General features: G+C 64.6%; 28 protein-coding genes. 13 read left to right on the top strand and 15 right to left on the bottom strand.

Going from position 1 to position 25,399, the window contains the following annotated elements; all coding sequences use genetic code 11:
- The first annotated feature begins 45 nt into the window (after positions 1–45).
- On the top strand, positions 46–822 hold the full coding sequence (locus tag JXQ94_RS03025) for a hypothetical protein (protein WP_421922338.1): 777 nt from the start codon (positions 46–48) through the stop codon (positions 820–822).
- A 105-nt stretch (positions 823–927) separates the two neighbouring features.
- Positions 928–2,403: a S10 family peptidase gene (locus JXQ94_RS03020; RefSeq protein ID WP_421922337.1), complete on the top strand. Its 1,476-nt coding sequence runs from the start codon at positions 928–930 to the stop codon at positions 2,401–2,403.
- A 66-nt stretch (positions 2,404–2,469) separates the two neighbouring features.
- Here JXQ94_RS03020 and JXQ94_RS03015 read toward each other — a convergent pair whose 3' ends face one another.
- From JXQ94_RS03015 to petA, 9 genes are all read right to left on the bottom strand, one after another.
- Complete coding sequence (locus JXQ94_RS03015) at positions 2,470–3,126, bottom strand: metal-dependent hydrolase (protein ID WP_421922336.1); 657 nt, start codon at positions 3,124–3,126, stop codon at positions 2,470–2,472.
- Between the two features lie 61 nt (positions 3,127–3,187).
- Positions 3,188–3,715 carry an adenine phosphoribosyltransferase gene (locus JXQ94_RS03010; protein WP_421922335.1) on the bottom strand — a complete coding sequence of 176 codons (528 nt, stop codon included), beginning with the start codon at positions 3,713–3,715 and terminating at the stop codon, positions 3,188–3,190.
- Between the two features lie 21 nt (positions 3,716–3,736).
- Positions 3,737–4,378 carry a glutathione S-transferase family protein gene (locus tag JXQ94_RS03005; RefSeq protein WP_421922334.1) on the bottom strand — a complete coding sequence of 214 codons (642 nt, stop codon included), beginning with the start codon at positions 4,376–4,378 and terminating at the stop codon, positions 3,737–3,739.
- 1 nt (position 4,379) lies between these two features.
- The gene (locus JXQ94_RS03000; RefSeq protein WP_421922333.1) at positions 4,380–4,778 is read right to left on the bottom strand and encodes a lysozyme inhibitor LprI family protein; all 399 of its coding nucleotides are present in this window, start codon (positions 4,776–4,778) and stop codon (positions 4,380–4,382) included.
- Between the two features lie 62 nt (positions 4,779–4,840).
- Positions 4,841–5,584, bottom strand: coding sequence for a trypsin-like serine peptidase (locus JXQ94_RS02995; RefSeq protein ID WP_421922332.1), 744 nt, complete (start codon positions 5,582–5,584; stop codon positions 4,841–4,843).
- 57 nt (positions 5,585–5,641) lie between these two features.
- Positions 5,642–6,514 carry an S-methyl-5'-thioadenosine phosphorylase gene (gene mtnP, locus JXQ94_RS02990; protein ID WP_421922331.1) on the bottom strand — a complete coding sequence of 291 codons (873 nt, stop codon included), beginning with the start codon at positions 6,512–6,514 and terminating at the stop codon, positions 5,642–5,644.
- Positions 6,515–6,609: 95 nt separating this feature from the next.
- Positions 6,610–7,419: a cytochrome c1 gene (locus JXQ94_RS02985; RefSeq protein WP_421922330.1), complete on the bottom strand. Its 810-nt coding sequence runs from the start codon at positions 7,417–7,419 to the stop codon at positions 6,610–6,612.
- A 14-nt stretch (positions 7,420–7,433) separates the two neighbouring features.
- Positions 7,434–8,720 carry a cytochrome b gene (locus JXQ94_RS02980; RefSeq protein ID WP_421922329.1) on the bottom strand — a complete coding sequence of 429 codons (1,287 nt, stop codon included), beginning with the start codon at positions 8,718–8,720 and terminating at the stop codon, positions 7,434–7,436.
- Complete coding sequence (gene petA / locus JXQ94_RS02975; RefSeq protein WP_295695354.1) at positions 8,717–9,340, bottom strand: ubiquinol-cytochrome c reductase iron-sulfur subunit; 624 nt, start codon at positions 9,338–9,340, stop codon at positions 8,717–8,719. Before petA ends, JXQ94_RS02980 begins: the two co-directional genes overlap by 4 nt.
- 87 nt (positions 9,341–9,427) lie before the next feature.
- Between petA and JXQ94_RS02970 the strand changes: the two genes are divergently transcribed.
- From JXQ94_RS02970 to JXQ94_RS02955, 4 genes are all read left to right on the top strand, one after another.
- On the top strand, positions 9,428–9,985 hold the full coding sequence (locus tag JXQ94_RS02970; RefSeq protein WP_421922328.1) for a tRNA (cytidine(34)-2'-O)-methyltransferase: 558 nt from the start codon (positions 9,428–9,430) through the stop codon (positions 9,983–9,985).
- A 212-nt stretch (positions 9,986–10,197) separates the two neighbouring features.
- A complete protein-coding gene (gene hemF, locus JXQ94_RS02965; protein ID WP_421922327.1) occupies positions 10,198–11,091 on the top strand; it encodes an oxygen-dependent coproporphyrinogen oxidase in 894 nt (297 codons plus the stop codon).
- 72 nt (positions 11,092–11,163) lie between these two features.
- The gene (locus JXQ94_RS02960; protein WP_421922326.1) at positions 11,164–11,973 is read left to right on the top strand and encodes an AraC family transcriptional regulator; all 810 of its coding nucleotides are present in this window, start codon (positions 11,164–11,166) and stop codon (positions 11,971–11,973) included.
- 35 nt (positions 11,974–12,008) lie between these two features.
- Positions 12,009–12,722, top strand: a complete 714-nt coding sequence (locus JXQ94_RS02955) for a CPBP family intramembrane glutamic endopeptidase (protein ID WP_421922325.1) — start codon at positions 12,009–12,011, stop codon at positions 12,720–12,722.
- A 76-nt stretch (positions 12,723–12,798) separates the two neighbouring features.
- On the opposite strand, the gene JXQ94_RS02950 is transcribed toward JXQ94_RS02955, so the two are convergent.
- From JXQ94_RS02950 to JXQ94_RS02935, 4 genes are read right to left on the bottom strand one after another with little or no spacing between them, the layout of a single operon-like run.
- Complete coding sequence (locus JXQ94_RS02950) at positions 12,799–14,001, bottom strand: CCA tRNA nucleotidyltransferase (protein WP_421922324.1); 1,203 nt, start codon at positions 13,999–14,001, stop codon at positions 12,799–12,801.
- 35 nt (positions 14,002–14,036) lie between these two features.
- Positions 14,037–14,354: a DUF6111 family protein gene (locus tag JXQ94_RS02945; protein WP_421922323.1), complete on the bottom strand. Its 318-nt coding sequence runs from the start codon at positions 14,352–14,354 to the stop codon at positions 14,037–14,039.
- A 3-nt stretch (positions 14,355–14,357) separates the two neighbouring features.
- A complete protein-coding gene (locus JXQ94_RS02940; protein ID WP_421922322.1) occupies positions 14,358–14,999 on the bottom strand; it encodes an NUDIX hydrolase in 642 nt (213 codons plus the stop codon).
- The gene (locus JXQ94_RS02935; RefSeq protein ID WP_421922321.1) at positions 14,980–15,531 is read right to left on the bottom strand and encodes a DUF1285 domain-containing protein; all 552 of its coding nucleotides are present in this window, start codon (positions 15,529–15,531) and stop codon (positions 14,980–14,982) included. Before JXQ94_RS02935 ends, JXQ94_RS02940 begins: the two co-directional genes overlap by 20 nt.
- A gap of 111 nt (positions 15,532–15,642) precedes the next feature.
- Between JXQ94_RS02935 and JXQ94_RS02930 the strand changes: the two genes are divergently transcribed.
- From JXQ94_RS02930 to JXQ94_RS02900, 7 genes are all read left to right on the top strand, one after another.
- Positions 15,643–16,641: an AAA family ATPase gene (locus JXQ94_RS02930; RefSeq protein ID WP_421922320.1), complete on the top strand. Its 999-nt coding sequence runs from the start codon at positions 15,643–15,645 to the stop codon at positions 16,639–16,641.
- Positions 16,642–16,643: 2 nt separating this feature from the next.
- Positions 16,644–17,540 (top strand): DUF58 domain-containing protein, encoded by an 897-nt coding sequence (locus tag JXQ94_RS02925; RefSeq protein WP_421922319.1) that lies wholly within the window; start codon positions 16,644–16,646, stop codon positions 17,538–17,540.
- Positions 17,533–20,286, top strand: coding sequence for a DUF4159 domain-containing protein (locus JXQ94_RS02920; protein ID WP_421922318.1), 2,754 nt, complete (start codon positions 17,533–17,535; stop codon positions 20,284–20,286). The genes JXQ94_RS02925 and JXQ94_RS02920 overlap by 8 nt, the downstream gene beginning before the upstream one ends.
- Positions 20,283–22,373, top strand: a complete 2,091-nt coding sequence (locus JXQ94_RS02915) for a glutamine amidotransferase (RefSeq protein ID WP_421922317.1) — start codon at positions 20,283–20,285, stop codon at positions 22,371–22,373. The genes JXQ94_RS02920 and JXQ94_RS02915 overlap by 4 nt, the downstream gene beginning before the upstream one ends.
- A 90-nt stretch (positions 22,374–22,463) precedes the next feature.
- A complete protein-coding gene (locus JXQ94_RS02910; RefSeq protein ID WP_421922316.1) occupies positions 22,464–22,679 on the top strand; it encodes a hypothetical protein in 216 nt (71 codons plus the stop codon).
- Between the two features lie 109 nt (positions 22,680–22,788).
- Positions 22,789–23,292 carry a hypothetical protein gene (locus JXQ94_RS02905; protein ID WP_421922315.1) on the top strand — a complete coding sequence of 168 codons (504 nt, stop codon included), beginning with the start codon at positions 22,789–22,791 and terminating at the stop codon, positions 23,290–23,292.
- Between the two features lie 160 nt (positions 23,293–23,452).
- Positions 23,453–24,007 (top strand): DUF3313 family protein, encoded by a 555-nt coding sequence (locus JXQ94_RS02900; RefSeq protein ID WP_421922314.1) that lies wholly within the window; start codon positions 23,453–23,455, stop codon positions 24,005–24,007.
- A gap of 12 nt (positions 24,008–24,019) precedes the next feature.
- On the opposite strand, the gene queE is transcribed toward JXQ94_RS02900, so the two are convergent.
- Both queE and queC read right to left on the bottom strand, forming a co-directional pair.
- Positions 24,020–24,649 (bottom strand): 7-carboxy-7-deazaguanine synthase, encoded by a 630-nt coding sequence (gene queE / locus JXQ94_RS02895; RefSeq protein WP_421922313.1) that lies wholly within the window; start codon positions 24,647–24,649, stop codon positions 24,020–24,022.
- A complete protein-coding gene (gene queC, locus JXQ94_RS02890; RefSeq protein WP_421922312.1) occupies positions 24,646–25,377 on the bottom strand; it encodes a 7-cyano-7-deazaguanine synthase QueC in 732 nt (243 codons plus the stop codon). The genes queE and queC overlap by 4 nt, the downstream gene beginning before the upstream one ends.
- Between the last annotated feature and the right edge of the window lie 22 nt (positions 25,378–25,399).

Below are 25,399 nucleotides of genomic sequence, written 5' to 3'. Positions count from 1 at the left end.
CCTAGCTTTCGCGGGGCTCGGAACAGCATTGAGGGACGCCGCACCATGTTCGTGAAACTCTATCGCCGCCTGCAGGACGAGGCCGCCCATGGCGAGCGCCGGGTTATGAAGGCCGGCTGGTTCCTGAAGGACGACAAATCGAGCCTGATCTGGGATGCGCCGAAGCCGGTCAGCTTCGATCATGACAAGCCGGCGACCTCGAAATCCGCCCTGTCCTGCCCCGCCGCGATCGAGTTCGACCGTCGGCATTATGCCATTCCCTGCCCGATCGATGTGCATCTGCGCATGGTGCGCAACGCCCAGGGCCAGCTCCAGCTGACCAATATCGAGGGCCCGCAGGCCTCGACCCGCCCTGCCGGTCTGCAGCAAATCCTGATGATGTCGCCGCAAAATGAGTGGCGGCATCCGGCCCGGCCGATGCTGCAGCTGGTGACACCCTATGTCTTCGTGTCGGACGATCCGCTCTATGTGAACCAGTTCCCGCCCTTCCTGCATTACGAGACCCAGAGCCGACCCGGCGTCATGCTGTGCGGTCGCTTCCCGGCCGACATCTGGCCGCGCCCCCACATGTGGGCCTTCGAATGGCATGATGTGGAGAAGGATCTCATCCTCAAGCGCGGCGAACCGCTCTTCTATGTCCGCTTCGAGGGCGGCGATCCGGCCGCGCCGCTGCGCCTGGTCGAGGCCGAGAAGACCGAGGACTTGATGAGCTTCATGCGCTCGCTCACCGATGTGACGAATTTCGTCAATCAGAGCTTCCAGCTTTTCAAGACCGCCCGCGAACGCCGGCCCGCCACCTTGCTGGTCGAAAAGAAGCGCTAGCCCCGGCGGTTGCAAAGCCGCACACCATGCGGGCTTTGCCTGATCGCACGAGCGCCCTACTCTCCCCGGCAACCAAAACCGGTCCAATCCTCGGGGAGTTTCACCATGTTCCGACTTATCGCCGCGGCCGCAGCCGCGGTCGCCCTCACCCTGCCGGCCTTCGCCCAGGACGACGCGATGGACGAGCCGCGCAGCTGGGAAAGCCGTGGCCAGGTCACCGTCAATGGCGAGCGTATCCGCTATACCGCTACAGCGGGCGAGACCTGGCTGCGGGATGCGGACGGCAATCCGACCGCCTCCATCTTCGCGACCACCTATATCGCTGACGGCATGGATGACCCGCGCACACGCCCGGTCGCCTTTGTCTTCAATGGCGGTCCGGGCTCCGCCAGCCTGTGGCTGCATATGGGCGTTTTCGGCCCGCAGCGCCTGGTCCTGCCCGACGCGGGTGATGACGGGGCGGCCCCCTTCGACACAGTCGAAAACACGGTCTCCATTCTCGACGTGGCCGACCTCGTTTTCGTCGATCCGGTCGGTACCGGCTGGTCGCACACTCTGGGCGAGGGCTCGACCGAGGATTTCTGGGGCGTCAATGAGGATGGCGAGAGCCTGGCGCAATTCATCCGCATCTGGCTGTCCGAACACCAGCGCTGGAATTCACCGAAATACCTGCTGGGCGAGAGCTATGGCACGCTGCGCATCGGCTCACTGCTGAACCAGCTGGAAGGCGGTTATACCGACGTGGCCATCAATGGCGTGGCGCTGATCTCCACCGTGCTCGATTTCCGCTATGACGACACGTCGAACGGCAATGATATCGGCTATGTCGGCCTGATGCCGGGTTATGCCGCGACCGCCTGGTATCACGGCAAGATCGACCGCTCGGCCTGGAATGATGATCTGGAAGCCTTCCTCGCCGCGTCCCGCGAGTTTGCGATCGAGGACTACATGCCGGCGCTGATGCGCGGCGTGACCCTGGACCCGGCTCGCGAAGCCGAAGTGATCAGCCAGCTCTCCGCTTTCACCGGCCTGTCGGAAACCTTCCTCGACCGCGCCAATATGCGGGTCTCGCTGCAGCGCTTCATGCGTGAGCTGCGCCGGGATGAAGGCCTGTCCGTGGGACGCCTGGACAGCCGCTATACCGGTGTCGAGGTCGACGGTATCGGCGACACGCCGGAGACCGATCCCAGCTTCTATGGCATTGATGCCAGCTTCACCGCCTCCATGCTCGACTACTTCGGCCGCACGCTGGGTGTCGAGATGACGGAATACTATTCCACCATCGGTGGCGTGCGCGGCTGGAACTGGGATGCCGGTCGCTCGGGCAATAACAACTACATCAATGTGGCGCCCTGGATCTCTCGCGCCATGCGCCAGAACAGCGATCTCGAAGTGCTGGTCCAGCAGGGTTATTACGACCTGGCAACGCCCTTCTTCGCGGCTGAGCTGATGTTCAACCAGCCCGGCTTCATCCAGGACCGTGTCCACTTCCGCTACTACGAGGCGGGCCACATGATGTACATCCACGAGCCGTCCCTGATCGAGATGACCGATGATGTGCGGGCGCTGATCGCGGACTGATCCTCCGTATCAGGACAGAGACAGGCCCGTTGCCATGCGCCGGGCCTTTTTTGTGGGCGGGGCCCCTCAGCGGGTCCGTCGGGTCAGGTCACAGATCGCTGCCAGCGCAGCGATGATCAGGAAGGTGATGGTGCCCATGTAACCGGCGGTCGTGAAGTCCTCCGGCACGGGCGTGGTGTGGTTGACGTATTCCGCCAGCGCCAACAAGGCCATGAAGACCCAGGGCCAGACCCGGCCGACCAGCCCCTTCGGCTCGGTCACCCGCAGGTAGAGCCCAAACCCGGTCAGCAGCACCCCGAACTCGACCGCGAGGGCGACGGGGTAGTTGTTCCACAATCCGAACCCGACACGCATCCCGCCCGGCCACAGTTCGAGGTCGGGGACATGAACGATCAGGTCGAGGATCCAGTGCGAGAACACGGCCAGCGCGATGGCGAGGCCGCCGAGCCGTTTCTGCTTCGGCGACACCAACGCCCAGACCAGGCCCGCCAGGACCGACCAGCCCAGCGCTCCGGGCAGGGAATGCGTGATCGGCATGTCATAGAGGTCAAGCGGATTGGCGTCGGTGAAACCGGGCACGATGCGGACATGCTCGATGCCATTGGCGACAAAGATGCCCCACAGCACATCGACGAATTGCACGGCGAGGAAGAAGGCCCAGAGCGGCACCGATTTGGCGATGGACTTGCCGGCAAAGGCCGGACCGTAATGACCGACGAACATGATGTATCTCTCCTCGTCCAGCGCGGAACAAACCAGCCGCAATCAACGCCGGGGCGCCCCCCTACTCGCCCTCGAACGCCACCAGGCTCGACACCGGAACGCCCATGGCCTCGATCCGCTCCGCGCCGCCCAGCTCGGGCAGGTCGATGATGAAAGTCGCGCCAACAACGGTTGCGCCGGCCCGCTGGAGGAGTTTGATCGAGGCTTCGGCGGTGCCGCCGGTGGCGATCAGGTCATCGACCAGAAGGACACGATCACCTTCGGCGATCGCGTCGGCGTGTATCTCGATCGTGTCCTGGCCATATTCCAGCTCATAGTCCTCACGCAGGGTGCGCCAGGGCAGCTTGCCCCGCTTGCGGACCGGGATGAAGCCGACGGAAAGCTGGTGCGCCACAGCACCGCCCAGGATAAAGCCGCGCGCCTCGGTCCCGGCCACCTTGTCGATCTTGGCCCCGGCCCAGGGCTGGACCATGCGATCAACGGCCACGCGGAAAGCACGCGCATCGCCGATCAGCGTCGTCACGTCACGGAACTGGATACCCGGCTTGGGATGGTCGGGAATGGTGCGGATGGCGGATTTCAGGTCCATCGGTCTCGCCTCGATATCGGGTCAGAGGGTGTTTTCGTACGGGTTCGGGAAAGTCTCGGCCTGGGCAGCCTGATGCCAGACGCGATAATCGTCATCGGCCAGCAAGGTGTCACAATAGGCCTGCGCTTCGGCGTGCAGCGGAATGTCATAGGCATAGAAGCGCGCGGCCACCGGTGTGAAGAAGGCATCGGCAATGCTCCAGCGGCCGAACAGCCAGGGACCGTCGACGCTTTTGACATCATGCCAGAGGGCCTGAAGCCTGGCGACATCGAGCTGGGTGGCATCGGTCAGCATGATCGCGGAGGGCGTCCGGCACAGATCCATCGGACAGGTTTCGCGCAGGGCCATGAAGCCGGCATGCATCATCGCGACAGCCGCCCGCGCCTGGCCGCGCTGGCCTTCATGCGACGGCCAGACTTCGGGCGTCTGCTCGGCGGCCCATTCGCAGATTGCCAGCGAATCCCAGATGACCGCATTGCGTATATGCAGCGCGGGAACCGTGCCGCCCGGCGAGATCGCTGACAGCGTCTGGCGCGTGCCAGCCTCGTTCAGCGGCACCAGGTTTTCCTCGAAGGCAAGGCCCGCCTTTCTCATCACCAGCCAGGCGCGCAGCGACCAGCTGGAGAAGCGGCGATTGCCGATATGGAGAAGCGGCGCCTTCATCTCAGCGCTCGGCGAGCTCGTCGGCACGGGCCCGGGTCAGGCTGATCTGGCAATCCAGCGTGATCTCCTCGCGCGAGGCCTCGGACAGGAACATGGCCGCCGATCGGCGCGTGCATTCGGCATCACGATAGGCCGTCCAGGCGGATTGTGCCGTATCGAAGGCCGCGCGGGCGCCAAAGCGTCCGCCGGAATCGGCATCAACGGCATCGGCTTCCTCACTGGCGGCCCCGGCCGCGCTGTCGAGCCGGTCCTCGGCCGTCTCCAGCAGATCACGCAGGCAATTGCGACGCGCATTCCAATTGGTCAGATGCGCCGCACACTCCACCGCAGGGCGCGGCGTCGGGAAGGTCAGGTCCTGGACCGCCAGAGCTGCCAGGTAAATTCCGGAAATCACAATCATGTCCCACTCCCCGTTACGGCCCTTTTATGGACGAGGCCTGCGGACGGGGAAAGGGGCAGCGATCAGCGCGCTGTCTCGGTTTCCAGAAAGGCGATGAGCGTATCGAGAAAATGGTCGGACAGACGGCGTGCGACGCCATAGCGGCGACCGTCATCCTGCAGCATCACATACTGGCCGACATGCAGGCCGACCACATGGGGCACGCCCTTGATCATCGTCACCATGGGCGAGCCTGACAGGCCCGGACGCGAGGGACAGGAGTGCACAATAAGGCGCTCATCGGACCAGTCCTCGATCCGCACGACCCGGCAGGCCTGATTGTCCGTGACGCGATTGACCATGGTCAGGCCGCCCGTCATGCCCGGGCCCGACCCGGCGGCCTGCAGCCGGGTGGTATCGGCGGGCAGGCGCCCGGCTGTGCGCAAAATGGCCCAGTCCTCACCGAACTCATTGTCCTCGTGGGGATTCTGGGGCGCGAGGATCATTTCAATGATCTGCCCCGTCTCCTCGTCCTCACCATAGACCCGGCACTGGCGTTCGCCTGCACGACCGGTCACGCCATGGCGCGCCGCCAGCAGGATGTCATGATCACCCCCCGCGCCCGACACATCCAGCAACACAGCCCGGCTGACATAGGAATGGCCGGTGGCCGCATCCGCGCACAACAGGCGAACCACGCCATTGCGACTGTCGGCGAAACTGTCCGGGTCGAGCGGCATGAAGGACAGACGATCGGCAGCATGCCCGGATGCTGGCAGGATGAGTGCGAGGCCGGCAGCGATCAGGAGGGGCAAGCGGATCAACATGGCGCCATCCAAGCACTGCGCCCGGTGCCGGTCCAGTCAAATGCCCGCGAGCCGCGATCAGAGGACCCGGCCGGCGATCACCTTCAGTCGTTCGATCATTGGCCCGGCCCGCGCCGTGGGCGGCGTGATGATGGCGCTGTCGAGACAGGTCTCGATCCCGTCCGGAGACGGTGTGCGCGGTGTCTGCGCCAGTGTGGCGGCGAGCCGCGCGAGCACGCGTCTGGCGGCGACCGTGTTGGATTGCATGACGGCCAGGACGGCGGCGACATCGACGCTCTCACCCTCGTCGCGCCAGCAATCATAATCGGTGACCATGGCGATGGAGGCATAGGGCAGCTCCGCCTCGCGGGCGAGGCGCGCCTCGGGCATATTGGTCATCCCGATCACATCCATTCCCCATTGCCGGTAGAGCTCGCTCTCGGCGCGGGTGGAAAATTGCGGGCCTTCCATCGCCAGATACGTGCCGCCGCGTGTGACCGGCACGGCCTCGGCCTCACCGGCATCCGCAGCCAGACCCGCCAGACGCGAACAGACCGGCTGGGCCAGCGGCACATGGGCGACACAGCCCGTTCCGAAGAAGGAGCGTTCCCGCCCGACTGTGCGATCAACATACTGGTCGACCATGACGAAGTGTCCCGGCGGCAGATCCTCACGCAGGGAGCCACAGGCCGAGATCGACAGAATGTCGGTGCAGCCGGCCATTTTCAGCGCCGCGATATTGGCGCGGAAGGGAATGTCCGAGGGCGGGATGGCATGCCCGGCCCCATGGCGCGGCAGGAAGACCAGTTCGATCCCGTTCAGCGTACCGCGCGTCAGGGGCGCGGAAGGGGCACCCCAGGGCGTCTCGACGGCATCCGTCCGGACATCGCCGAGCCCGTCCAGCGCATAAAGGCCCGAGCCACCGATAATGCCGAGTGTCCAGGTGCTCATCTCATATCCCTTCAGCGCCCGGTGCCAGCGGGACAAGAAAAGGGGCCACGAACATGGTCCGCGGCCCCTTCAAAGCTTGGTGTCGAGCCGGAAGCCTAGTGCTTCACATTGGCCCAGACCTGACGGTAGGCCAGATAGACCAGGATCGCGAAGATCAACAGGTAGAGGAGAACCATCACACCCATCTGCTTGCGCGTCTCCATGTGCGGGTCACCGGCCCAGCTCAGGAAAGTCGTGACATCCTCGGCCATCTGCTCGACCGAGGCTTCCGTACCATCGGCATATTCGATGATGCCTTCGGCCAGCGGTGGGGCCATGGCGATGGCGCCACCCGCGAAATACGGATTGTAATACATGCCCGGCGCCAGATGACTGTCTTCCGGCTCGTCGTAATACCCCGTCAGCAGCGAGTAGATATAGTTCTCACCATGGCTGCGGGCCTTGACGATCAAGGACAGGTCCGGCGGGTAGGCACCGCCATTGGAGGCCCGAGCCATCTGCGCGTTGGCAAACGGCGCGGGGAAGGCGTCGGACGGCAGACCGGCGCGTTCAACCGGATCACCGTCATCATTGACCTCGTCCTGATCCCAGACACGCGTATAGCTGCCCGCGATCTGCATCACGACCGGATTGTCGTTCGGGTTCGGAAAGGCTTCCTCTTCGAACGGACCGCCGCGCTGGGCCAGATTGCGGAAACGCATCAGGTCCATGGAGTGACAGGACGCACAGACTTCCTGATAGATCTGGTAGCCACGCTGAACAGACTGGCGGTCATACGTGCCAAACGGACCGTCATGATGCCAGTGGTGCTCTTTCGGCGGATACTGCTCGCCTTCGGCGCCCAGCGCCGTACCGGCGAAGCCAAGGGCCGCAATGGCGGCGGCGAAAATGCGGGTCATCTTCATGATCGTCGCTCCCCTCAGGCCTTGTCCGTTCCAAGAACCGCGGCTTCGATCGAGGCCGGACGCTCCTTGGGTTTTTCGATAATGCCCATCACCGGCAGGACGATGATGAAGTAGGCGAAGTAGTAGAAGGTCAGGAATTGGCCGAGATAGAGGAATTTGAAGCCCTCAATACCCAGCACAAAATCATCCGGGTTCACAGCGCCACACCAGCCGAGGCCAAGTGCTGCGACCACGAAGAAGATGAAGAACCAGCGCGTCAGCGGACGGTAGCGCATCGAGCGAACCTTGGACGTGTCCAGCCAGGGCAGGACGAACAGGATGCCGATGGCGCCAAACATGGCCAGCACGCCGCCGAGCTTGGCGTCGATCGGACCGATGTCGAAGGTGATGGCACGCAGGATCGCGTAGAAGGGCAGGTAATACCATTCCGGCACGATGTGAGCCGGCGTCACCAGCGGATCGGCCTCGATATAGTTGTCGGCATGGCCAAGCACGGTCGGCAGGAAGAAGACAAAGACCGCGAAGACCATCAGATAGACGATGATCGCGAAGCCGTCCTTCACCGTGTAGTACGGGTGGAAGGGCAGCGTGTCCTTCTTGTTGTCCTTGCCCTTGCGGGTTTCGAGACCAACCGGATTGCCATTGCCCGGCACATGCAGCGCCCAGATGTGCAGACCGACAACGGCAGCAATCACGAAGGGCAGCAGATAGTGCAGCGAGAAGAAACGGTTCAGCGTTGACTGGCCGACCGAGAAACCGCCCCACAGCCATTCCCGCAATGCGTCACCGATGAAGGGCAGCGCGCCGATCAGATTGGTGATCACCATCGCGCCCCAATAGGACATCTGGCCCCAGGGCAGCACATAGCCCATGAAACCGGTGGCCATCATCAGCAGGTAGATCACGACACCGAGGATCCAGAGGACCTCGCGCGGAGCCTTGTAGGAGCCGTAATACAGCCCCCGGAACATGTGCAGGTAAACCGCCACGAAGAAGAAGCTGGCGCCATTCGCGTGCATGGACTGGATCAGCCAGCCAAACGGCACGTCGCGGGTGATCCGCTGGACACTCTCGAAGGCATAATCCTCATGCGCCACATAGTGCATGGCCAGGACAATGCCGGAGACGATCTGGATCATCAGGAAGACGGCGAGAATACCGCCAAACGTCCACCAATAGTTCAAATTCCGCGGCGTCGGGAAGTCGACGAAGCTGTCATAGCCGAGGCGGATGATCGGGAGACGGTCATCGAGCCATTTCTCGATGCCGGTCGACGGATTGTAGGTCGAAGGTCCGCTCATGATACAGCCCACCCGGAGTTAGACGCTTCTTCAGGCGACAGACCGATTTTGACGGTCGTCTCGGTCTCGAAAAAGTAGTCCGGGACCGGGAGGTTTTCCGGTGCCGGTCCGCGGCGGATGCGCGCCGAGGTGTCATAGTGCGAACCATGGCACGGGCAGTACCAGCCGTCGTAATCGCCGGTATTGGCGCCCAGACCGAGCGGCACGCAGCCCAGATGGGTGCAATTGCCCTTCACGATCAGGAATTCCGGACGCAGGACGCGGTTGGCGTCGGTGCCCGGTGTGCCGGTTGGCAGATTGTCATTGCGGGCTTCCTCGTCGGGCAGAGCATCAAGCTCGACCGACTGGGCCTCGGCAATCTCTTCCTCGGTGCGGTGACGGATAAAGACCGGGCCACCGCGCCACATGACGGTGACTTCCGATCCGACCGCTACCACCGAGACATCGACGCGGATGGACCCCAGCGCGAGCGTATCCGCTGCGGGATTCATCTGGTCGATGAACGGCCAAGCCACGAGACCGCCACCGACGGCGGCCGCGCCGCCAGCAGCGATATAGATGAAGTCGCGGCGGGACGGTTCTTGTCCGTCTGCACCGGGCGCGCCGTTCTCTTCCGTCACGAGCCGACCTCTTCTCTTATCAAATACGGGACCGCGGGATGCGGGCCCTGCCCCAGAAAAACCACGTCTCACTTGACGTACCCGCACATGCGGGGTTTGACGCGGTATAAACTACTCCCGGACGCACTGACCAGTAGGTGGCGCAATGCCGCATGCATGCAGTTGGGTCCAGTCTCAGCGCGGCTTAGAATGCGGATCGTATTTTTTCAACCGGATATTCCGCAAAACCTGGGGGCAGCGATGCGTGTCGCAGCCTGTTTCGGAGCGGAACTCGACATAATAGAGCCCTGTGCCTTTCCCCTGACTGACAAGGGGATTCGACGCGCCGCGATGGACTATAAAGCCGCCATTACACCGCATCGCCATGCCTCGTGGAACGCCTATCAGGCAAGTGCAGAAGCCGCATCCGGCCGCCTCGTCCTGTTCACAACCCGGGGCGCGGGAGAGCTGTGGAATTTTTCATTCAGACCGGATGATCGCCTGCTTTTCGGGCGCGAAAGTGCCGGTGTTCCCGATGATGTCCATGACGCGGCGGAATGTCGCGTCCGGATTCCGATTCGCGAGGGCATGCGCTCGCTCAATGTAACCGTCTCGGCGGGAATCGCCCTGGCCGAGGCGTCGCGGCAGTTGGGCTTGGGTGAGTAAACTGGCGCGGGCTGCGGAACGGTAATCTGGTCAGCCCCGCTGAATGTCCGGCGAAGGCCCGACGCAAGGCGGGGACCTGCGTGATGGCAGGAAGCTGGGTCCCTGACTTGCGCCCCGCCTTCGCGCGGCGTCCATCAGGGATGACCGGAAAGATGCCCGCCCACCACACAGCCTCGCTTGCCCTCACCGGCGACTGCGCTAAACATCGCCCCATGACACACGCCCCTGCCTCTGCTGCCACCGACATCCAGCGCGAATCCGCTGAATGCTGGTTTGAAGACCTGCGCGACCAGATCTGCGCTGAATTCGAGACCCTTGAGCGCGAGGCGCCGGATCAGCTCTATCCGCGTGAGGCCGGCACATTCGAGCGCGAAGCCTGGACCCGTGGCGATGGGTCGAAGGATGAGGGCGGCGGGACGATGGCGATCATGCGCGGGCGCCTGTTCGAGAAAGTCGGTGTGCATGTCTCGGCGGTCCAGGGTGAGTTCTCCGAGCAATTCCGCCAGCAGATACCGGGCGCCGCCGAAGACCCGCGCTTCTTCGCCACCGGAATCTCGCTGATCGCCCATATGTGGTCACCCAAGGTTCCGGCGGTGCACATGAATACCCGTTTCATCACCACGACCGAGTGGTGGTTTGGCGGCGGCATGGACCTCACCCCCGTGCTCGACAGCGCCCGGACCCAGGATCATCCCGACGCGATCGATTTTCACGCCGCCTGCCAAGCAGCCTGCGACGCCCATGGCGATGACTTCCATGCCCGTTTCAAGAAATGGTGCGACACGTATTTCTACCTGCCCCATCGCGACGAGCCGCGCGGCATTGGCGGGATTTTCTATGATCGCCACAATACCGGTGACTGGGACGCCGATTTCGCCTTCACCCGCGATGTTGGCCGGGCCTTCCTCGACATCTATCCGAAAATCGTCCGCCGCCGCATGGGCGAAAGCTGGACCGCCGATGACCGCGAGGAACAACTCATCCGCCGCGGCCGCTATGCCGAATTCAACCTGCTGCACGACCGGGGCACCAAGTTCGGCCTGGAAACGGGCGGCAATGTGAAGTCGATCCTGTCCTCGATGCCGCCTGAGGCGAAGTGGCCGTAGAACTTCAGCGCACCCTGCATCCGATGGTGGGCTGACAGGCATCCTGTTGGCAAAGCTGCCTCCGGATTGTCGATGCCTCTCAACCCCGCCCTGCCCGTCCAGCGCTTTCGCGCCGATATTGTCGCGACGGCGTTCTCGCCACATCGCCATGACACCTACACATTCGCGCTCACCACACGCGGGGTGCAGGATTTCGACTATCGCGGGGCGACGCGGCGCTCGCAGCCCGGTGCGGTCGTCGTACTGCACCCGGACGAATTGCATGATGGACGCCCCGGCGATGCGGAGGGGTTCGGCTATGCCGGTCTCAATATACTGCCGGAAATCCTGACCCGGCATCGCCCGGGAGGCGGTTTGCCCTTCCTTGCAGGCGGGGTCAGCCGCGACCCGGCGCTGATCAGCGCCGTACGGGCCATGCTGGATCTGTCGCCCCGGTCCGACGCCCTGCAACAGGAGAGCGCCCTGATGGACCTGGCCCTGGCCCTGGATCGTCTCAGCGATGCGCCGGTCGAGGCAAACCCGGTGACGACCGCGGTGGTCGAGGCCGCTTGCGAACATATCCACCTCCACAGCGCCCGCGGCGTGTCACTGGACGAGCTGGAACAGCTAACCGGGCTGGATCGCTGGCAATTATGCCGAGACTTTCGAACACTGCGTGGGACCAGTCCGGCTCGCTACCTGACCCAAAGGCGTCTGGATCACGTCCGGCAGGCGATTGCGGGCGGCGACCGCCTGGCTGACGCGGCGCAGGATGCGGGCTTTGTCGACCAGGCCCATATGAGCCGCCATTTCAAGGCCGCCTATGGCATCACGCCGGGTCACTACGCCCGCACGATCGTACAAGACCCGGCCCCGTCCCATCGGCATTCTGTCCTTCACTGACCGCCAACCCGGCGGTCGCGTTGAAGGAAATGACCATGTCTCTCGCCCCGCCCCGTCGCAGCCGGATCGGACTGCTCGTCGAACTTGTCCTGGTAGCGGTCGTGCTGATCGGCTCGAAAGCACTGTACGACCTGGTCGACTGGCGTTTTGCCGGGCCGGTCTCGATGGGCTGCACGATCACGACCATTGCCCTGATCAGCTATTTCCGGAAAGAGAGCTGGGCCAATTTCGGCTTCCGCAAGCTGCGTCGATGGTGGTCCGGACCGTTGATCCTGCCCCAGGCCCTGCTGGGCGTGGTGGTCATTCTCGCGGTCGGGGCCGGCACGGCCTATCTCGGTGATTTACTCGGGATCTGGGACACCGACGGGACGCAGGCCGGTGTCGAAGCCCGGTGGGGCAATGTCGAAGGCAATCTGCCGGTTTACCTGCTGTGGCTGGCCATCATCTGGACCAGCGCCGCTTTCGGTGAGGAAATTTTCTTCCGCGGCTATCTGATCGACCGCATCGGCCGTTTTCTGCCCGATGCCCGCTGGGCCAGCTTCATTGCCATCCTGATCCCGGCCATCATCTTCGGCAGCGTACATGCCTACTATCAGGGCTTCCGCGGGTTTGTGGTGACCGGCCTGATCGGCCTCGCCCTCGGCGCGCTCTACCTGGCCAACAAACGCAATCTCTGGCCCAACATCCTCGCCCACGGCGCCGTCGACACGCTGGGGTTCACGGCGATGTATCTCGGCCTGGATGTCTGACAGGCTGACGTCACGGCAGATAAAAGCCCCGGCCGACCGGCCGGGGCTTTTATCTTTGGTATGTGGGGCAGACCGCCTAGTGCTTTTTCAACTTGGCGATCAGCGCGTCCTTGGTCGGCTCGAACCGGTCGGCGATCCAGAGCGCCTTGAGTTCGTCCAGCGCGTCGCCGAGCATCGGACCGGGCTCATAGCCCAGAAGGATGAGATCGCCACCCTTGACCGGGAATTCCGGTTCTTTCCACTCGCGCGCAAATTTGGCGAGCAGCTGCCAGTCACGCGGCGGCGGGGCCACCTCGCCAGCTGCCTGGAGGCGGGCCTGGTCTTCAAAGGCACGGGCACCGAGCTTCATCAGCGCACGTTCCGCGGCCTGGAGGTCGGAAAAAGCCTCCGTCACGTCTTCCCGGGCCGCGGGGTCGACGGCGCCCTGAAGGCGACGGGCTTCTGCGTTCGACATTTTCATCTTGGCTGCCATGGTCCTGATCCTTTCCGGTCCGCCATCGGCGAGCGCCGCAAATCTGAGCATCGAATCGGGCGCTAATCCGTATTCTACATCTTGCGCAATGATACCGCTCAGGACTCTTAAGGATCCGTTCACTCCAAGCATCAAATCCAGTAGGCCAAAATCACGCATCACCCTAAGGGCCGCTCGCGGATCAGGCGCGGACAGGAGTTTCTTGAGCTCGGACCAGACCCGTTCGGCGGATAATTTATGCAGACCCTGCATGTGTTCGCGGACCGCCCCGAGGGCAGGAGCGTCCGGTGTACCGGTGCCGTACCAGGCCTCGAAACGGAACAGGCGCAGGATGCGCAGATAATCTTCGCGGATCCGGTCACCGGCCTCGCCGACAAACACAAAGCGTCGCTCAGGCAGGTCTGCCAGCCCGCCGGTCGGATCATGCACGACACCGTCGGCATCGGCATAAAGCGCATTGAGCCGGAAATCGCGCCGCTGGGCGTCCTCGGCCCAGTCGCGCGTGAAGGCGACCACGGCGCGGCGACCGTCAGTCGCCACATCCCGGCGCAATGTCGTGACTTCCAGCGGCTCGCCTTCAGCGACCACGGTGATCGTTCCGTGGGCCTTGCCGGTGGGGACAGGTTTGAGACCGGCTGCACGGGCAGCGGCAATGACCTGGTCGGGGTCGAGCTGGGTGGCAATGTCGATATCGGCGACGGGGACGCCCAAGAGCGCATTGCGGACGCAGCCACCGACAAAGCGCGACGCGCCCTGGCCAGCCGCATCGAGCGCCGCCATCACCTTGCGCGTCGATTGTGCTGTCATCCAGCCATGCTGTGCCGGATCAAGCCTGGCGGCCGTCATTGCGGCGCGTCATCCTCGCTTGTGGGCTCGGCACCGTCTTCGTCATCCTCGGCCGGCACGAAATGGCCCGGGACGATCCGGCCGTCGATATTCTGCGGCGGGACGTAGCGCTCGCCTTCATGCCCGGCGCGGCTGGCGTCCAGGATCACCAGGGCCAGCATCGTGATGACGGCGAGACCGGCGCCGGCTGCGGCGAGGCGCAAGGTCGGCAACCGCCCCGCCTCCGGTCTTCGCGAGGACAGGCGCTGCCAGATCATGAAGAGCGCAAAGGGCAGCAGGAAAGAGGCAATTTCGATGAGCGTGATACGGATCATGATTCAACCATATAGCCTGTCATGCAGGGATTTCAGCATGCCTGCTGTCGCCCCCCAGATATAACGCCCCTCCCAGGGCATCGCATAGTAGTGACGCACATGGCCCTGCCATTCGCGTGAATGGCGCTGATGATTGGCCGGGTCCATGAGGAAATCGAAGGGCGTCTCAAAGACATCCGCGACCTCGCCCGGATCGGGCCGCACGGTGAAGCCCGGCTTGATGACACCGACAAAGGGCGTGACGTGATAGCCGGTCACGGTGGCATAGCTGTCGAAGCGACCGACAAGCTCGACATGATGCCCGCCGATCCCGACCTCCTCTTCCAGCTCGCGCACCGCCGCCTGGGCAGCGGTTTCCCCGCCGCCATCGATCCGGCCACCGGGGAAACTGATCTGGCCGGCATGGCGCGGCAGGTGGGACGCACGCTCGGTCAGGAGAAGGCGCGGCGGACCATCATGCAGGATGAGCGGCGCGATCACGGCCGCGGCGCGAATCTCCACATCAGCCAGCTCCGGCGGAACCGGCGCATCGCCATTGAGATCGGCATCACCGAAACGCGGCCCTTCAAGCGGCGCATCAATCGGGTCCAGCCGGTCGCGCAGTCGGGCGACCAGCGCCTCGGTCTCACGCATCGCCGTCGCCATCCTCTTCACCCAGCGGGTAGAAGTCGCCCCCGCTCCACACGCCGGTCCGCCCCTCATGCTCAACCGCGCATTCGGCCAGCTCGTAGAAGACCGGACGGGTCATCAGCGCGTCCAGATTGCCACGGACATGTACGAGCGGTGTCGGTTCACCGGTTTCCCGGTCGATCGACACGGAAATCGGATGATCAGGCCCCGCCTCCGTCAGTTCATCCATATTGGTCGTAAAAATCAGTGACTGGTCGCGACCTTCGCCGACCACGTCGACTCGCACCGCCAGGAAGGGCGCGACCTCCACCTCGATGCCGATTTTCTCAACCGGCGTCACGAGATAATGAACGCCGTCGTCATCTTTCCGCAAGATTGTGGCAAACAGACGTATCAGACGTTCCCGGGTGATGCGCACACCTTCATGCCACCAAGACCCGTCCCGCTTGATGACGAGGTCCATCTCCCCGCAATATTCGGGGTGCCAGCGCTCGACCGGCGGCAGGCCGGTTCCGGCCTCACGGGCCGCCTTGAGCAGCGACTGCATTGGATCACGGGTTTGCGAGTTCGAGGGCATGGACACCTTATCTGCGCAACGCCATGCTGCGTCGCGCCAACTGGCCTATATGGGGTCTGTATCGGAAAGGAATGTAGGACGATGACCGAGATGAATGAACCCGGTGCAGAGCTGATCGCTGAAGCCGACGCTGCGACGGAGCGCCTGAAGGCGGTCAAGGAGTCCATCGGTCGCGTGATCTATGGCCTGGAGAACGAGGTCGAGCTTTGCCTCACGGCCATGCTGTCCGGCGGTCATACCCTGCTTGTCGGCGCGCCCGGCCTGGCCAAGACGCGCCTGGTGGAGACGATCGCTGTGGCGACCGGTATCGATACCAAGCGCATCCAGTTCACCCCGGACCTGATGCCCGCTGATATTCTCGGCTCGGAAATCCTGGAAGAGAGCGATGACGGCAAGCGTCATTTCCGCTTCCTGCCCGGCCCGATCTTCTGTCGCCTCCTGATGGCCGACGAAATCAACCGTGCCAGCCCGCGCACCCAGGCCGCCCTGCTTCAGGCCATGCAGGAAGGACATGTCACGGTCGCCGGCGAACGCCATGACCTGCCCAAGCCCTTCCATGTTCTGGCGACCCAGAACCCGATCGAGCAGGAAGGCACCTACCCGCTTCCCGAAGCCCAGCTTGACCGTTTCCTGCTGCGCGTCGACGTGCCCTACCCGTCGCGCGATGCCGAGCGCGCTGTTCTGCTCGCGACGACCGGTGCCGAGGCGGCCGAATCGGTCACCGTTCTGGACGCCGAGGAAATCCTCAAACTCCAGGCCGTGGTTCGTCGCCTGCCGGTTGGCGAGCGGGTATTGGAATCCATTCTTGACCTTTTGCGTCTGGCCCGCCCGGAAGACACGGACGTGCCGGAAGTGCGCGACGGCGTGTCCTGGGGTCCCGGACCGCGTGCCGGTCAGGCCCTGATGCTCGCCTGTCGCGCCCGGGCCCTCCTTCAGGGGCGCCTCGCGCCGTCGACGGAAGATGTCGCGGCGCTGGCCGAGCCGGTGCTGAAACACCGTATGGCCCTGTCCTTCGCGGCCCGCGCTGACGGGCACACGCTGGAAGGCCTGATCAAATCGCTGGCCGACCGGGCCGCCTGATCATGAGCCAGGGTGCCAATCGACAGGACGAGGCAAGGGTCGTCGCGCTGCGCCATGAAGGCGAAGACGCGGCCGCCAGCCTGCCCTCCCTGCTGGCTGAAGCGGATCGCATCGCCGCGACCGTCGCCCAGGGCGTGCATGGTCGTCGCCGGTCCGGCATTGGTGAGACGTTCTGGCAATATCGGCACCACCGTCCCGAAGATGGCCGCCAGGCGATCGACTGGCGCCAGTCCGCGCGCTCGGACCAGCTCTTTGTGCGCCAGAATGAGTGGGAAGCGGCCAATACAATCTGGCTGTGGCGTGATGGGTCGGCGTCGATGCGCTACGCCTCCAGCCGCAATCATTCCGCCAAGATCGACCGCGCAGCCGTCTGCCAGATCGCGGTTGCAGCCCTGCTGACCCAGGGCGGCGAGCGCGTCAGTGTTCTCGGCGAGTCGGCCATTGCCCGCACCGGCGCGCTGGGGCTGGAACGCGCCTCACGCCGGCTGGCACTGGGTCCCGGTGACGCGTCTGCCGTCGAGGCGCCCAATATCTCCCGTTATGGCCGTGTCGTACTGGCCAGTGATTTCCTCGATCCGATCGAGACCTGGGCATCGCGCCTGTCACGTTTTGCCGCCATGGAGGCGCATGGCGTCCTGCTGCGGGTCGTCGATCCGGCGGAGGAGGACTTCCCCTATGCCGGCCGCACCCGTTTCGAACACCCGGGCGGCGGCGAGAGCCTTCTCTTTGGCCGGGCCGAGGAGGCCCGCTCGGCCTATCGCCAGCGCTGGGCAGAACATGGCGAACGCCTCGCCGACCTCGCCCGCCAGTATGGCTGGAGCCTGGTAACACACCGCACCGACCGGCCGGCGACCAGCGCCGTGCTCGCCCTTTTCCGCGCCCTCGCGAGGGATGTCTGACCTGATGTTTGCTCTCGGCCCCCTCTCCTTCGGCGCCCCGCTGGCGCTGGCCGGCCTTGTGACCCTGCCCCTGTTGTGGCTGTTGTTGCGCGCCACGCCGCCGGCCCCCAAACGCGCCATCTTTCCACCCCTGCGCCTGCTGCTCGGTGCGCCGGATGACGCCGAGACCCCGCAACACGCACCCTGGTGGCTGATCCTTTTCCGCCTGTTGATTGCAGCGCTGGTCATCATCGCCCTGGCCCGTCCGGTCTGGACCCCGCCCAGTGTCGAGGAAGAAACCCGCCCGGCCCTGATCGTCATGGATAGCGGCTGGGCCAGCGCGGCAGCCTGGAATGACATGCGCCAGGAAGCCGAACGCCTGATCGATGAAGCCGAGCGCGATGGGCGAGCCGTGACCCTGGTCACAACGGCCGCGACCGGTCAGGCCATCCCGGCCCTGCGCCCGGGCAATGCCGACAGTGCGCGTCGCCAGCTCGAAACCGCCGCCCCCCAACCCTGGCCCGCTGACCGCGGTGCCACCGCCGAGCGCCTCAATGAGGCCCGCTCCAATGATGCCCTGAACGCGCCGATGGCGGTGACCTGGCTGAGCGACGGTGTCGACAGCCGCGATGCTGTGGACCTCTCGCGCGCCCTCGACGCTCTGGGTGACCTCACCGTGATCGAACCCGATGCCGGCCGTGCCCCATTGGGTCTGGCGGCGCCGGAACCGGCTGCGGACGGGCTGACTGTCTCCGTCCTGCGCGCCGGGCGTGATTTCCCGCGCACCGTCGCCGTAACGGCCCTGGGCAGTGACGGACGCGCCATTGCCCGCACCGATCTGCAATTTGCAGCTGGCGAGGGCATGGCCAGCGCCGATATCGGTCTGCCGCTCGATCTGCGCAATCGCATTGCCAGCCTGCGCCTTGATGGCAGCAGCTCCGCCGCCTCGGTCCGCCTGCTCGGCGATCAATGGCAGCGTCCCCGGGTCGGCCTGATCACGCTGGAAAGCGATGAAGGGCAACCCCTTCTTTCCGACCTGCATTATGTGCGCAGCGCGCTGGGCCCGCATGCCCAATTGATCGATGGCGATCTCGACGCCCTTCTGGCGGAGGATGTCTCGGTCCTCATCATGACTGACAGCGCCCGCTCGGACGATCAGCGCATTGTCGATTTCGTCAATGAAGGCGGGGTCCTGATCCGTTTCGCGGGTCCGCGCCTGGCCGCCCAGGGAGATGACCTTCTGCCCGTCATCCTGCGCGAGGGCGGACGTCTCTTCGGTGGCTCGCTCAACTGGGATGAGCCCCAGCGTATTGCCGGCTTCCCGGACACCTCGCCCTTTGCCGGCCTGCCCGCCGACAATTCCGCCACGATTGACCGCCAGGTCCTGGCCCAGCCCGGCAGTGCCACGCCGGACCGCGTCTGGGCCCGCCTGGTCGACGGCACCCCGCTCGTCACTGCCGAACGTCGCGCCCGCGGCTGGATCGTGCTCTTCCATGTCACGGCCAGCCCGGACTGGTCAGACCTGCCGCTCTCCGGCCTCTTCCCGCGTATGTTGCAGCGTCTGATGGGCTTGTCCCAGGGCGGTTCTGCCTCTGTGCCCGGCAATGGGGCCTGGGTGCTCGATCAGGCGCTTGATGCGGGCGGCCAGCTGGTCTCGGCACCGGTCAGTGCGAGACCGGTTCCCGCTGCCGCCTTCGACACCACAATCGTTTCCCCCGTCGCGCCCCCCGGCCTCTACCGGCTTGGCTCGGCGGCCTCTGCCCTCAATGTGATCGGAGCGGATACCCGCATGGAGCCTCTGCCCCGCGACCTTCCCGGCGCCCGTTTCGCGGGTCTTGATGGCCCTCGCGCCCAGCATTTCGACGCCTGGCTTCTCGCCGCGGCCCTGATCATGCTCGCACTCGACGTGTTGATCGCCCTGGGCCTTGCAGGTCGGCTTCCGGCGCGTTTCGGCGCCGCCACGGCGGCCGCCCTGCTCGCGCTTGGCCTGTTGCCGCTGGCGGTCGCGCCTCCGGTCCAGGCCCAGGACACGCCCCCCGAGCGTGTCGCCCTCAGCGACGAAATGATGCAGGCCGCCCTCACCTTGCGGTTCGGCTATGTGACCACAGGCGACACTGCGATCGACACTCGCAGCGAGGCCGGTCTCGCCGGCCTGTCGCAGGAGATTTTCCGGCGCAGCGCCATGGAGCCGGAACCGCCCCTGGCCGTGAATGTGAATACGGATGAGTTGATCTTTTTCCCGATGCTCTACTGGCCGGTCACCCGTGATGCAGGCCCGTTGAGCCCGGAGGCCTCGCGCCGTGTGGCCGCCTATCTGGCCGCTGGCGGGCTGATCATCTTTGATACCCAGGACGCCGATATCTCCATGCTTCGCGCCGGCGCGCCACATCCCGGCCTGGTCAATGTGCTCGACAGCATTGATGTCCCGGCCCTGTCGCAAATCCCGGCGGACCACGTTTTGACACGCGCTTTCTATCTGCTGCAGGAATTCCCCGGTCGCCATACCGGCTCACCGGTCTGGGTCGAGGCCAATCCCGATGGCGCCTCACGTGATGGCACATCCGGCGTGATTATCGGATCGCATGACTGGGCCACGGCCTGGGCGCGCGGCGATGGCGGCGGCGCGGCCGCACCCATTGAAGGCGGCGAACGCCAGCGCGAAATGGCGATCCGGTTCGGCGTCAATATCGCCATGTATGCGCTGACCGGAAACTACAAGGCGGATCAGGTCCATGTTCCCGATATCCTGGAAAGGCTCGGCCAATGAGCGTGACCCAGAGCCTGCCCCTCGGCGCGACGGTTTCCGCGCTCGATTTCGCCCCGCTCCTGCCCTGGTCGGTGATTGGCGGACTGGCCGGTATCGCGCTGCTGGCCATCGCGATCGGCGGATTGCAGAAAATGTCCGGCTGGATCTGGCGCTCGCTCGGCGTCTTGATGATTGCGCTTGTCCTGGCCAATCCATCGCTCGTGGAAGAAGAACGCGACCCGCTGCCAGATGTCGCCGTGCTGGTCACAGACACCTCTGCCTCGATGACGGTGGGCGGCCGCCGCGAAGCGTCCGGGGAAATGGCCGAGGCCTTGCGCCGTGAAGCCGAGAATGACCCCATGCTCGACCTGATCGAGGTCGAGGCTGGCGAAACCGCCGACGGCACGATGTTGTTTGACGGCGTCAATGCGGCCCTGGCGTCCGCTCCGCCGGACCGGCTCGCCGGTGTGGTCCTGGTCACGGACGGGCAGATCCATGACGCCCCGCTTGATACCGATGCGTTGAATGTCGACGCCCCCATCCACCACGTGATGACCGGCGACCGCTCGGCCGGCGATCGCCGGCTGGTGATCGAGGAAGCCCCGCGCTACGGCATTGTCGGCCAGACCGTATCCTTTGTGATCCGCGTCGAAGATGATGCCATGCAGGGCACAGCCTCCGTGGCCTTCCGCTTTGAGGGCGGCGATCCGCAAATCCACCCGATCCCGATCGGCCGCTCGACCCGGGTTGAAGTTCCGGTGGAACGCCGCGGCCAGAATGTGATCGAGGCCGAAGTCGAGGCCGGCCCGCAGGAACTCTCCCTGATCAATAACCGCGCTGCGGTCTCCGTCTCGGGCGTACGCGATCGTCTGCGTGTGCTTCTGGTCACCGGTGAACCGCATAATGGTGCCCGCGCCTGGCGTGACCTGCTGAAGTCCGACCCCTCGGTCGATCTGGTTCACTTCACGATTCTGCGGCCGCCGGATCGCCGCGATTCGACCCCGGTCGACGAGCTGGCCCTGATCGGCTTCCCGGTCCAGGAGCTCTTCGTCGAGCGTCTGAGCGAATTCGACCTGGTGATCTTCGACCGCTATCGCCGGCGGAATATCATGCCGCCGCTCTATTTCGACTATATCTCGCGCTATGTGGAAAATGGCGGCGCCTTGCTGGTGACTGCCGGTCCGCCCTTTGCCGGTCCGCCCAGTCTTTACCGCACCCCCCTGGCCGCCGTTCTTCCCGTGCGCCCGACAGGTTATATCACCGATGCGCCCTTCACTCCGGAGCCGACCGATACCGGTCTGCGCCATCCGGTCACGGCCGGGCTGGCCGGTGGTGGTGAAAGCCCGCAATGGGGCCGCTGGCTGCGCCATATCCACGGCACGGCCCTGGGCGGTGAAACGCTGCTTGAAACACCCGATGGCGATCCACTCCTGGTGGTCCAGCGCTCGGGCCAGGGGCGCGCCGCCATCGTCATGTCGGATCAGACCTGGCTGTGGTCACGCGGCTTTGAGGGCGGCGGACCCTATGCCGAAATGTTCCGCCGCGTCGCTCACTGGCTGATGCGCGAACCGGAGCTCGACGAGGAGCGGCTGACCGCCTTCGCCACCGATGGCGAATTGCAGGTCGACCGGGTCACGCTGTCCGATACGCCGCCGCCCTTGCAGCTGACCTGGCCCGATGGCCGGCAGGACGTGGTCACCATGACCGAAACCGAGGGCGAGCCGGGTCATTTCGCGGCCCGTGTCCCGGCCAGTGGATCCGGTCTGGTGCGTTTGCGTTCCGGCGATCTGACAACCGTCGCGGCCCTGGGCCCGATCAATCCGATGGAATATGCCGACCTGCGCCCGAATGCGGATCTGCTTGACCCCTTCGTGGACGTCACGGGCGGTGGCCTGTTCGCCATTGGCGATGGTCCCGGTGCCAATCTGCCGGGCCTGCGACGCACGCGCGCGTCCGCCGATCAGGCCGGACGGTCCTGGCTCGGCCTGCAACGCAATGAACGCTATGTCGTGCGCGCCTCGACCCGCATCCCGCTTCTGCCGGGTCTGCTCATGGTGTTGCTGATCGCGGCCATGCTGGGTCTGGGCTGGTGGCGCGAGGGACGCTGAGGCCTGGCACCCCTGCGGGGGTGACGGCCGCATTCACCATGCGGAAACACCTGGTCTGGCATGACAGGGGTGATTGAACCGGAGAGAGCCATGCGCCGCATTCTGACCCTGATCGCCATTCTCGGCCTCGCCCCGACCCTGTCGGGCTGCATCGTTGTTGGTGCCGCGGCCCTGGCGACCGATGTCGCCGTCGGTACGGCCGGCGCTGCGGTTCGCACCACGGCGGCCGTGGGAGGCGCGGCCATCGACGTCATCACGCCGGGTGATGACGATGATGACCATGATCATGACCACGATCACGACTAGATGAAGCTTACAGGCGCGCCATCGCCTGTCTGTGCCTTCTCAATCACCCCCTGATACTGCTACACTGCGCCTTGAGGGACTGCTTGCAGACGTATCAAGGAGGCACGTGATGTTGCGCACAATGACGGCCATTCTGGCACTGGGTGCCCTGTCCAGCCCGTCGCTGGCAGACCAGCCCGTGGCCATTGGCGAAATCGGCTATGGACCGGAACTTATAGAAAGTGCAGAGGATTTCGGCGAGCGCGAACTCGAGCGCCTGTCCGGCTATCTGCGCACGGCGCTGGAGCGCGAGCTCCGCGGCCAGATCGGCGATGGTGGTTATACGCTGAACGCGACCATTCTCGACGCCCAGCCCAACCGCCCGACCATGGCGCAGATGGGCGGGACCCGCGCCCTGCACCACTCCTCCATCTCCGTTGGTGGTGCTGAAGTCGAAGCCGAACTCGTCTCGGCCGATGGCGAAGTCCTCGAAACCTACAGCTATGGCTGGCGCAGCTGGAATATCCAGGACGTCACCGGCTATGCCCAGTGGACCGATGCGCGGCGGACTTTCTCGCGCTTTGCGGACCAGATCTCTGACAGTCTGGATGAGCGGGCCGACACCGGCTCCTGATTACGCCGGATCGCCGGATGAAACGGACGCGCCTTCGCGGGTGCGTCCGTTTTTTATTGTGCTGCAGCAAGGAAATCGCGAGCAGGGCCCTGATGCCGGACACGCAATTGTGATAGGATGATGCGATCGCAGGGGGGACATGAACCCAGGAGAGACCGACATGCGTACTCTCGTTTGTGTACTTGCGTTGTATTGCCTGACCTCGCCAGCCCTGGCCCAGAATGGCGACGCCTTCCAGGCCGACTTCCAGAGCGAGGCCAGCGGATCCATCGAGATTGGCCGGATCGGTTTTTCCGATCTTGTACGGGCCAAGGCTGACAGTCTGGGCGAAGTCGAGCTGGCTCGCCTGGCTCGCTATCTGCACGATGATCTGTCGCGGGCCCTGATCGATGCCGACTGGCATGGCGTGGCCACCCGGGAAACCGTGCTGAGCGTCACCATTACCGATGTCGTGCCAAACCGGCCGACCATGAACCAGATCCAGGTCATGGACACCGCGCACTACTCCGAGCACGCCAATGGTGGCGCGTCACTGGAAGCGGTCTTGCGCGATGCCAATGGTGAATTGATCGCCTCCTTCACCTATGCCTGGTTCAACCCGGACAGCGGTGACGGGGCCGGTTATGGCGTCTGGACAGACACTAGGCTTGCCTTCCACGCCTTCTCGACCGCGCTGGCCGAAAGCCTTGGCGCAGCGCCGATGCCCGGCAGCTGACCGGCTAGCCGATCAAGGCGCGCCGATCCATTTATGGGTCTGCAGGGAGAGCGACCATTTGGGATGGGCCAGGCAGTAATCGAAGGCCGCTTGGGCATTCTCCATCATGTGCGGCCCATCCATGGGCTGCAGGGAGAAGCGCTTGAAGTCCCAGCCTTCAAATGCAGACGGGTCAAGTTCCGGTTGCGGGTAAACAAGTTTGAGCTCATGGCCGGAGGTCTGGACCACAGGCGCCGTGCCTTTCGGGCTGACCGTGATCCAGTCTATGCCTTCGGGAGCCGCGAGGGTCCCATTGGTCTCCACCGCGATCTCGAAGCCGCGCGCATGCAGGGCGTCGATCAAGGGCTTGTCGAGCTGCAGGAGTGGCTCGCCGCCCGTGCACACCACCAATGGTGCGCCGCCACCCGGCCAGAGTTCCGCGACCGCTTCAACAAGGTCTGAAGGCGTCTGAAAGCGCCCGCCGCCGGGCCCGTCCATGCCGATGAAATCAGTGTCGCAGAAATTGCAGACGGCCTTGTGGCGGTCCTGTTCGCGGCCGCTCCACAGATTGCAGCCGGCGAAGCGCAGAAAAACCGCCGGTCGGCCGGCCTGGGCGCCTTCGCCCTGGACGGTCAGAAAGCGTTCCTTCACCGAATAGGTCATGCTGATACACCCGCCTTCCACGCCGCATGGCCACGCGCCCGCAGCTCGCAGGCCGGGCAGTCATCACAGCCATAGCCCCAGTCATGCCGCGCCCCGCGTTCGCCGCGATAACAGGTATGGCTGGCCTCCTCGATCAAGTCGGTCAGGGTCGCACCACCAAGCTCGTCAGCCAGCGCCCAGGTCTGCGCCTTGTCGAGATGCATGAGGGGTGTGGCGATGCTCAGCGCGGTGTCGAGACCAAGGCCGAGGGCAGATTGCATGGCGTCAATCGTCTCGCGCCGACAATCGGGATAGCCGGAATAGTCCGTCTCGCACATCCCGCCCACAAGAACACCATGACCGCGCCGATAGGCCAGCGCCGACGCGACCGTGAGAAAGACCAGGTTTCGGCCCGGGACGAAGGTGCTGGGCAGGCCGTTGGCCTCCATTTCGATGGCGCGGTCGGCGGTCAGCGCGCTCTCGGCTATGGCGCCATAACCGGAGAGATCGATGACAAAGTCCTCGCCGAGGCGCTCGCCCCAGACCGGAAAGTCCTCGTGGACACCGGAGCGAACCTGCTGGCGGGCGTCCATCTCGACATGATGACGCTGGCCATAGTCGAAACCCACCGTCTCAACGCGCTCGAAACGGTTCAGCGCCCAGGCCAGGCAGGTCGCGGAATCCTGGCCGCCGGAAAACAGGACAAGGGCTGATCGACTGGCGATTGCAGGGGTGGAGGTCTGGCTCATGCGGCGCTTATATACCGATGGG

The organism is Maricaulis maris, assembly GCF_049116555.1.
Lineage (GTDB): Bacteria > Pseudomonadota > Alphaproteobacteria > Caulobacterales > Maricaulaceae > Maricaulis > Maricaulis maris_C.
The sequence above is the reverse complement of the archived record's forward strand: the minus strand, read 5'-3'. Positions and strand labels throughout refer to the sequence as shown.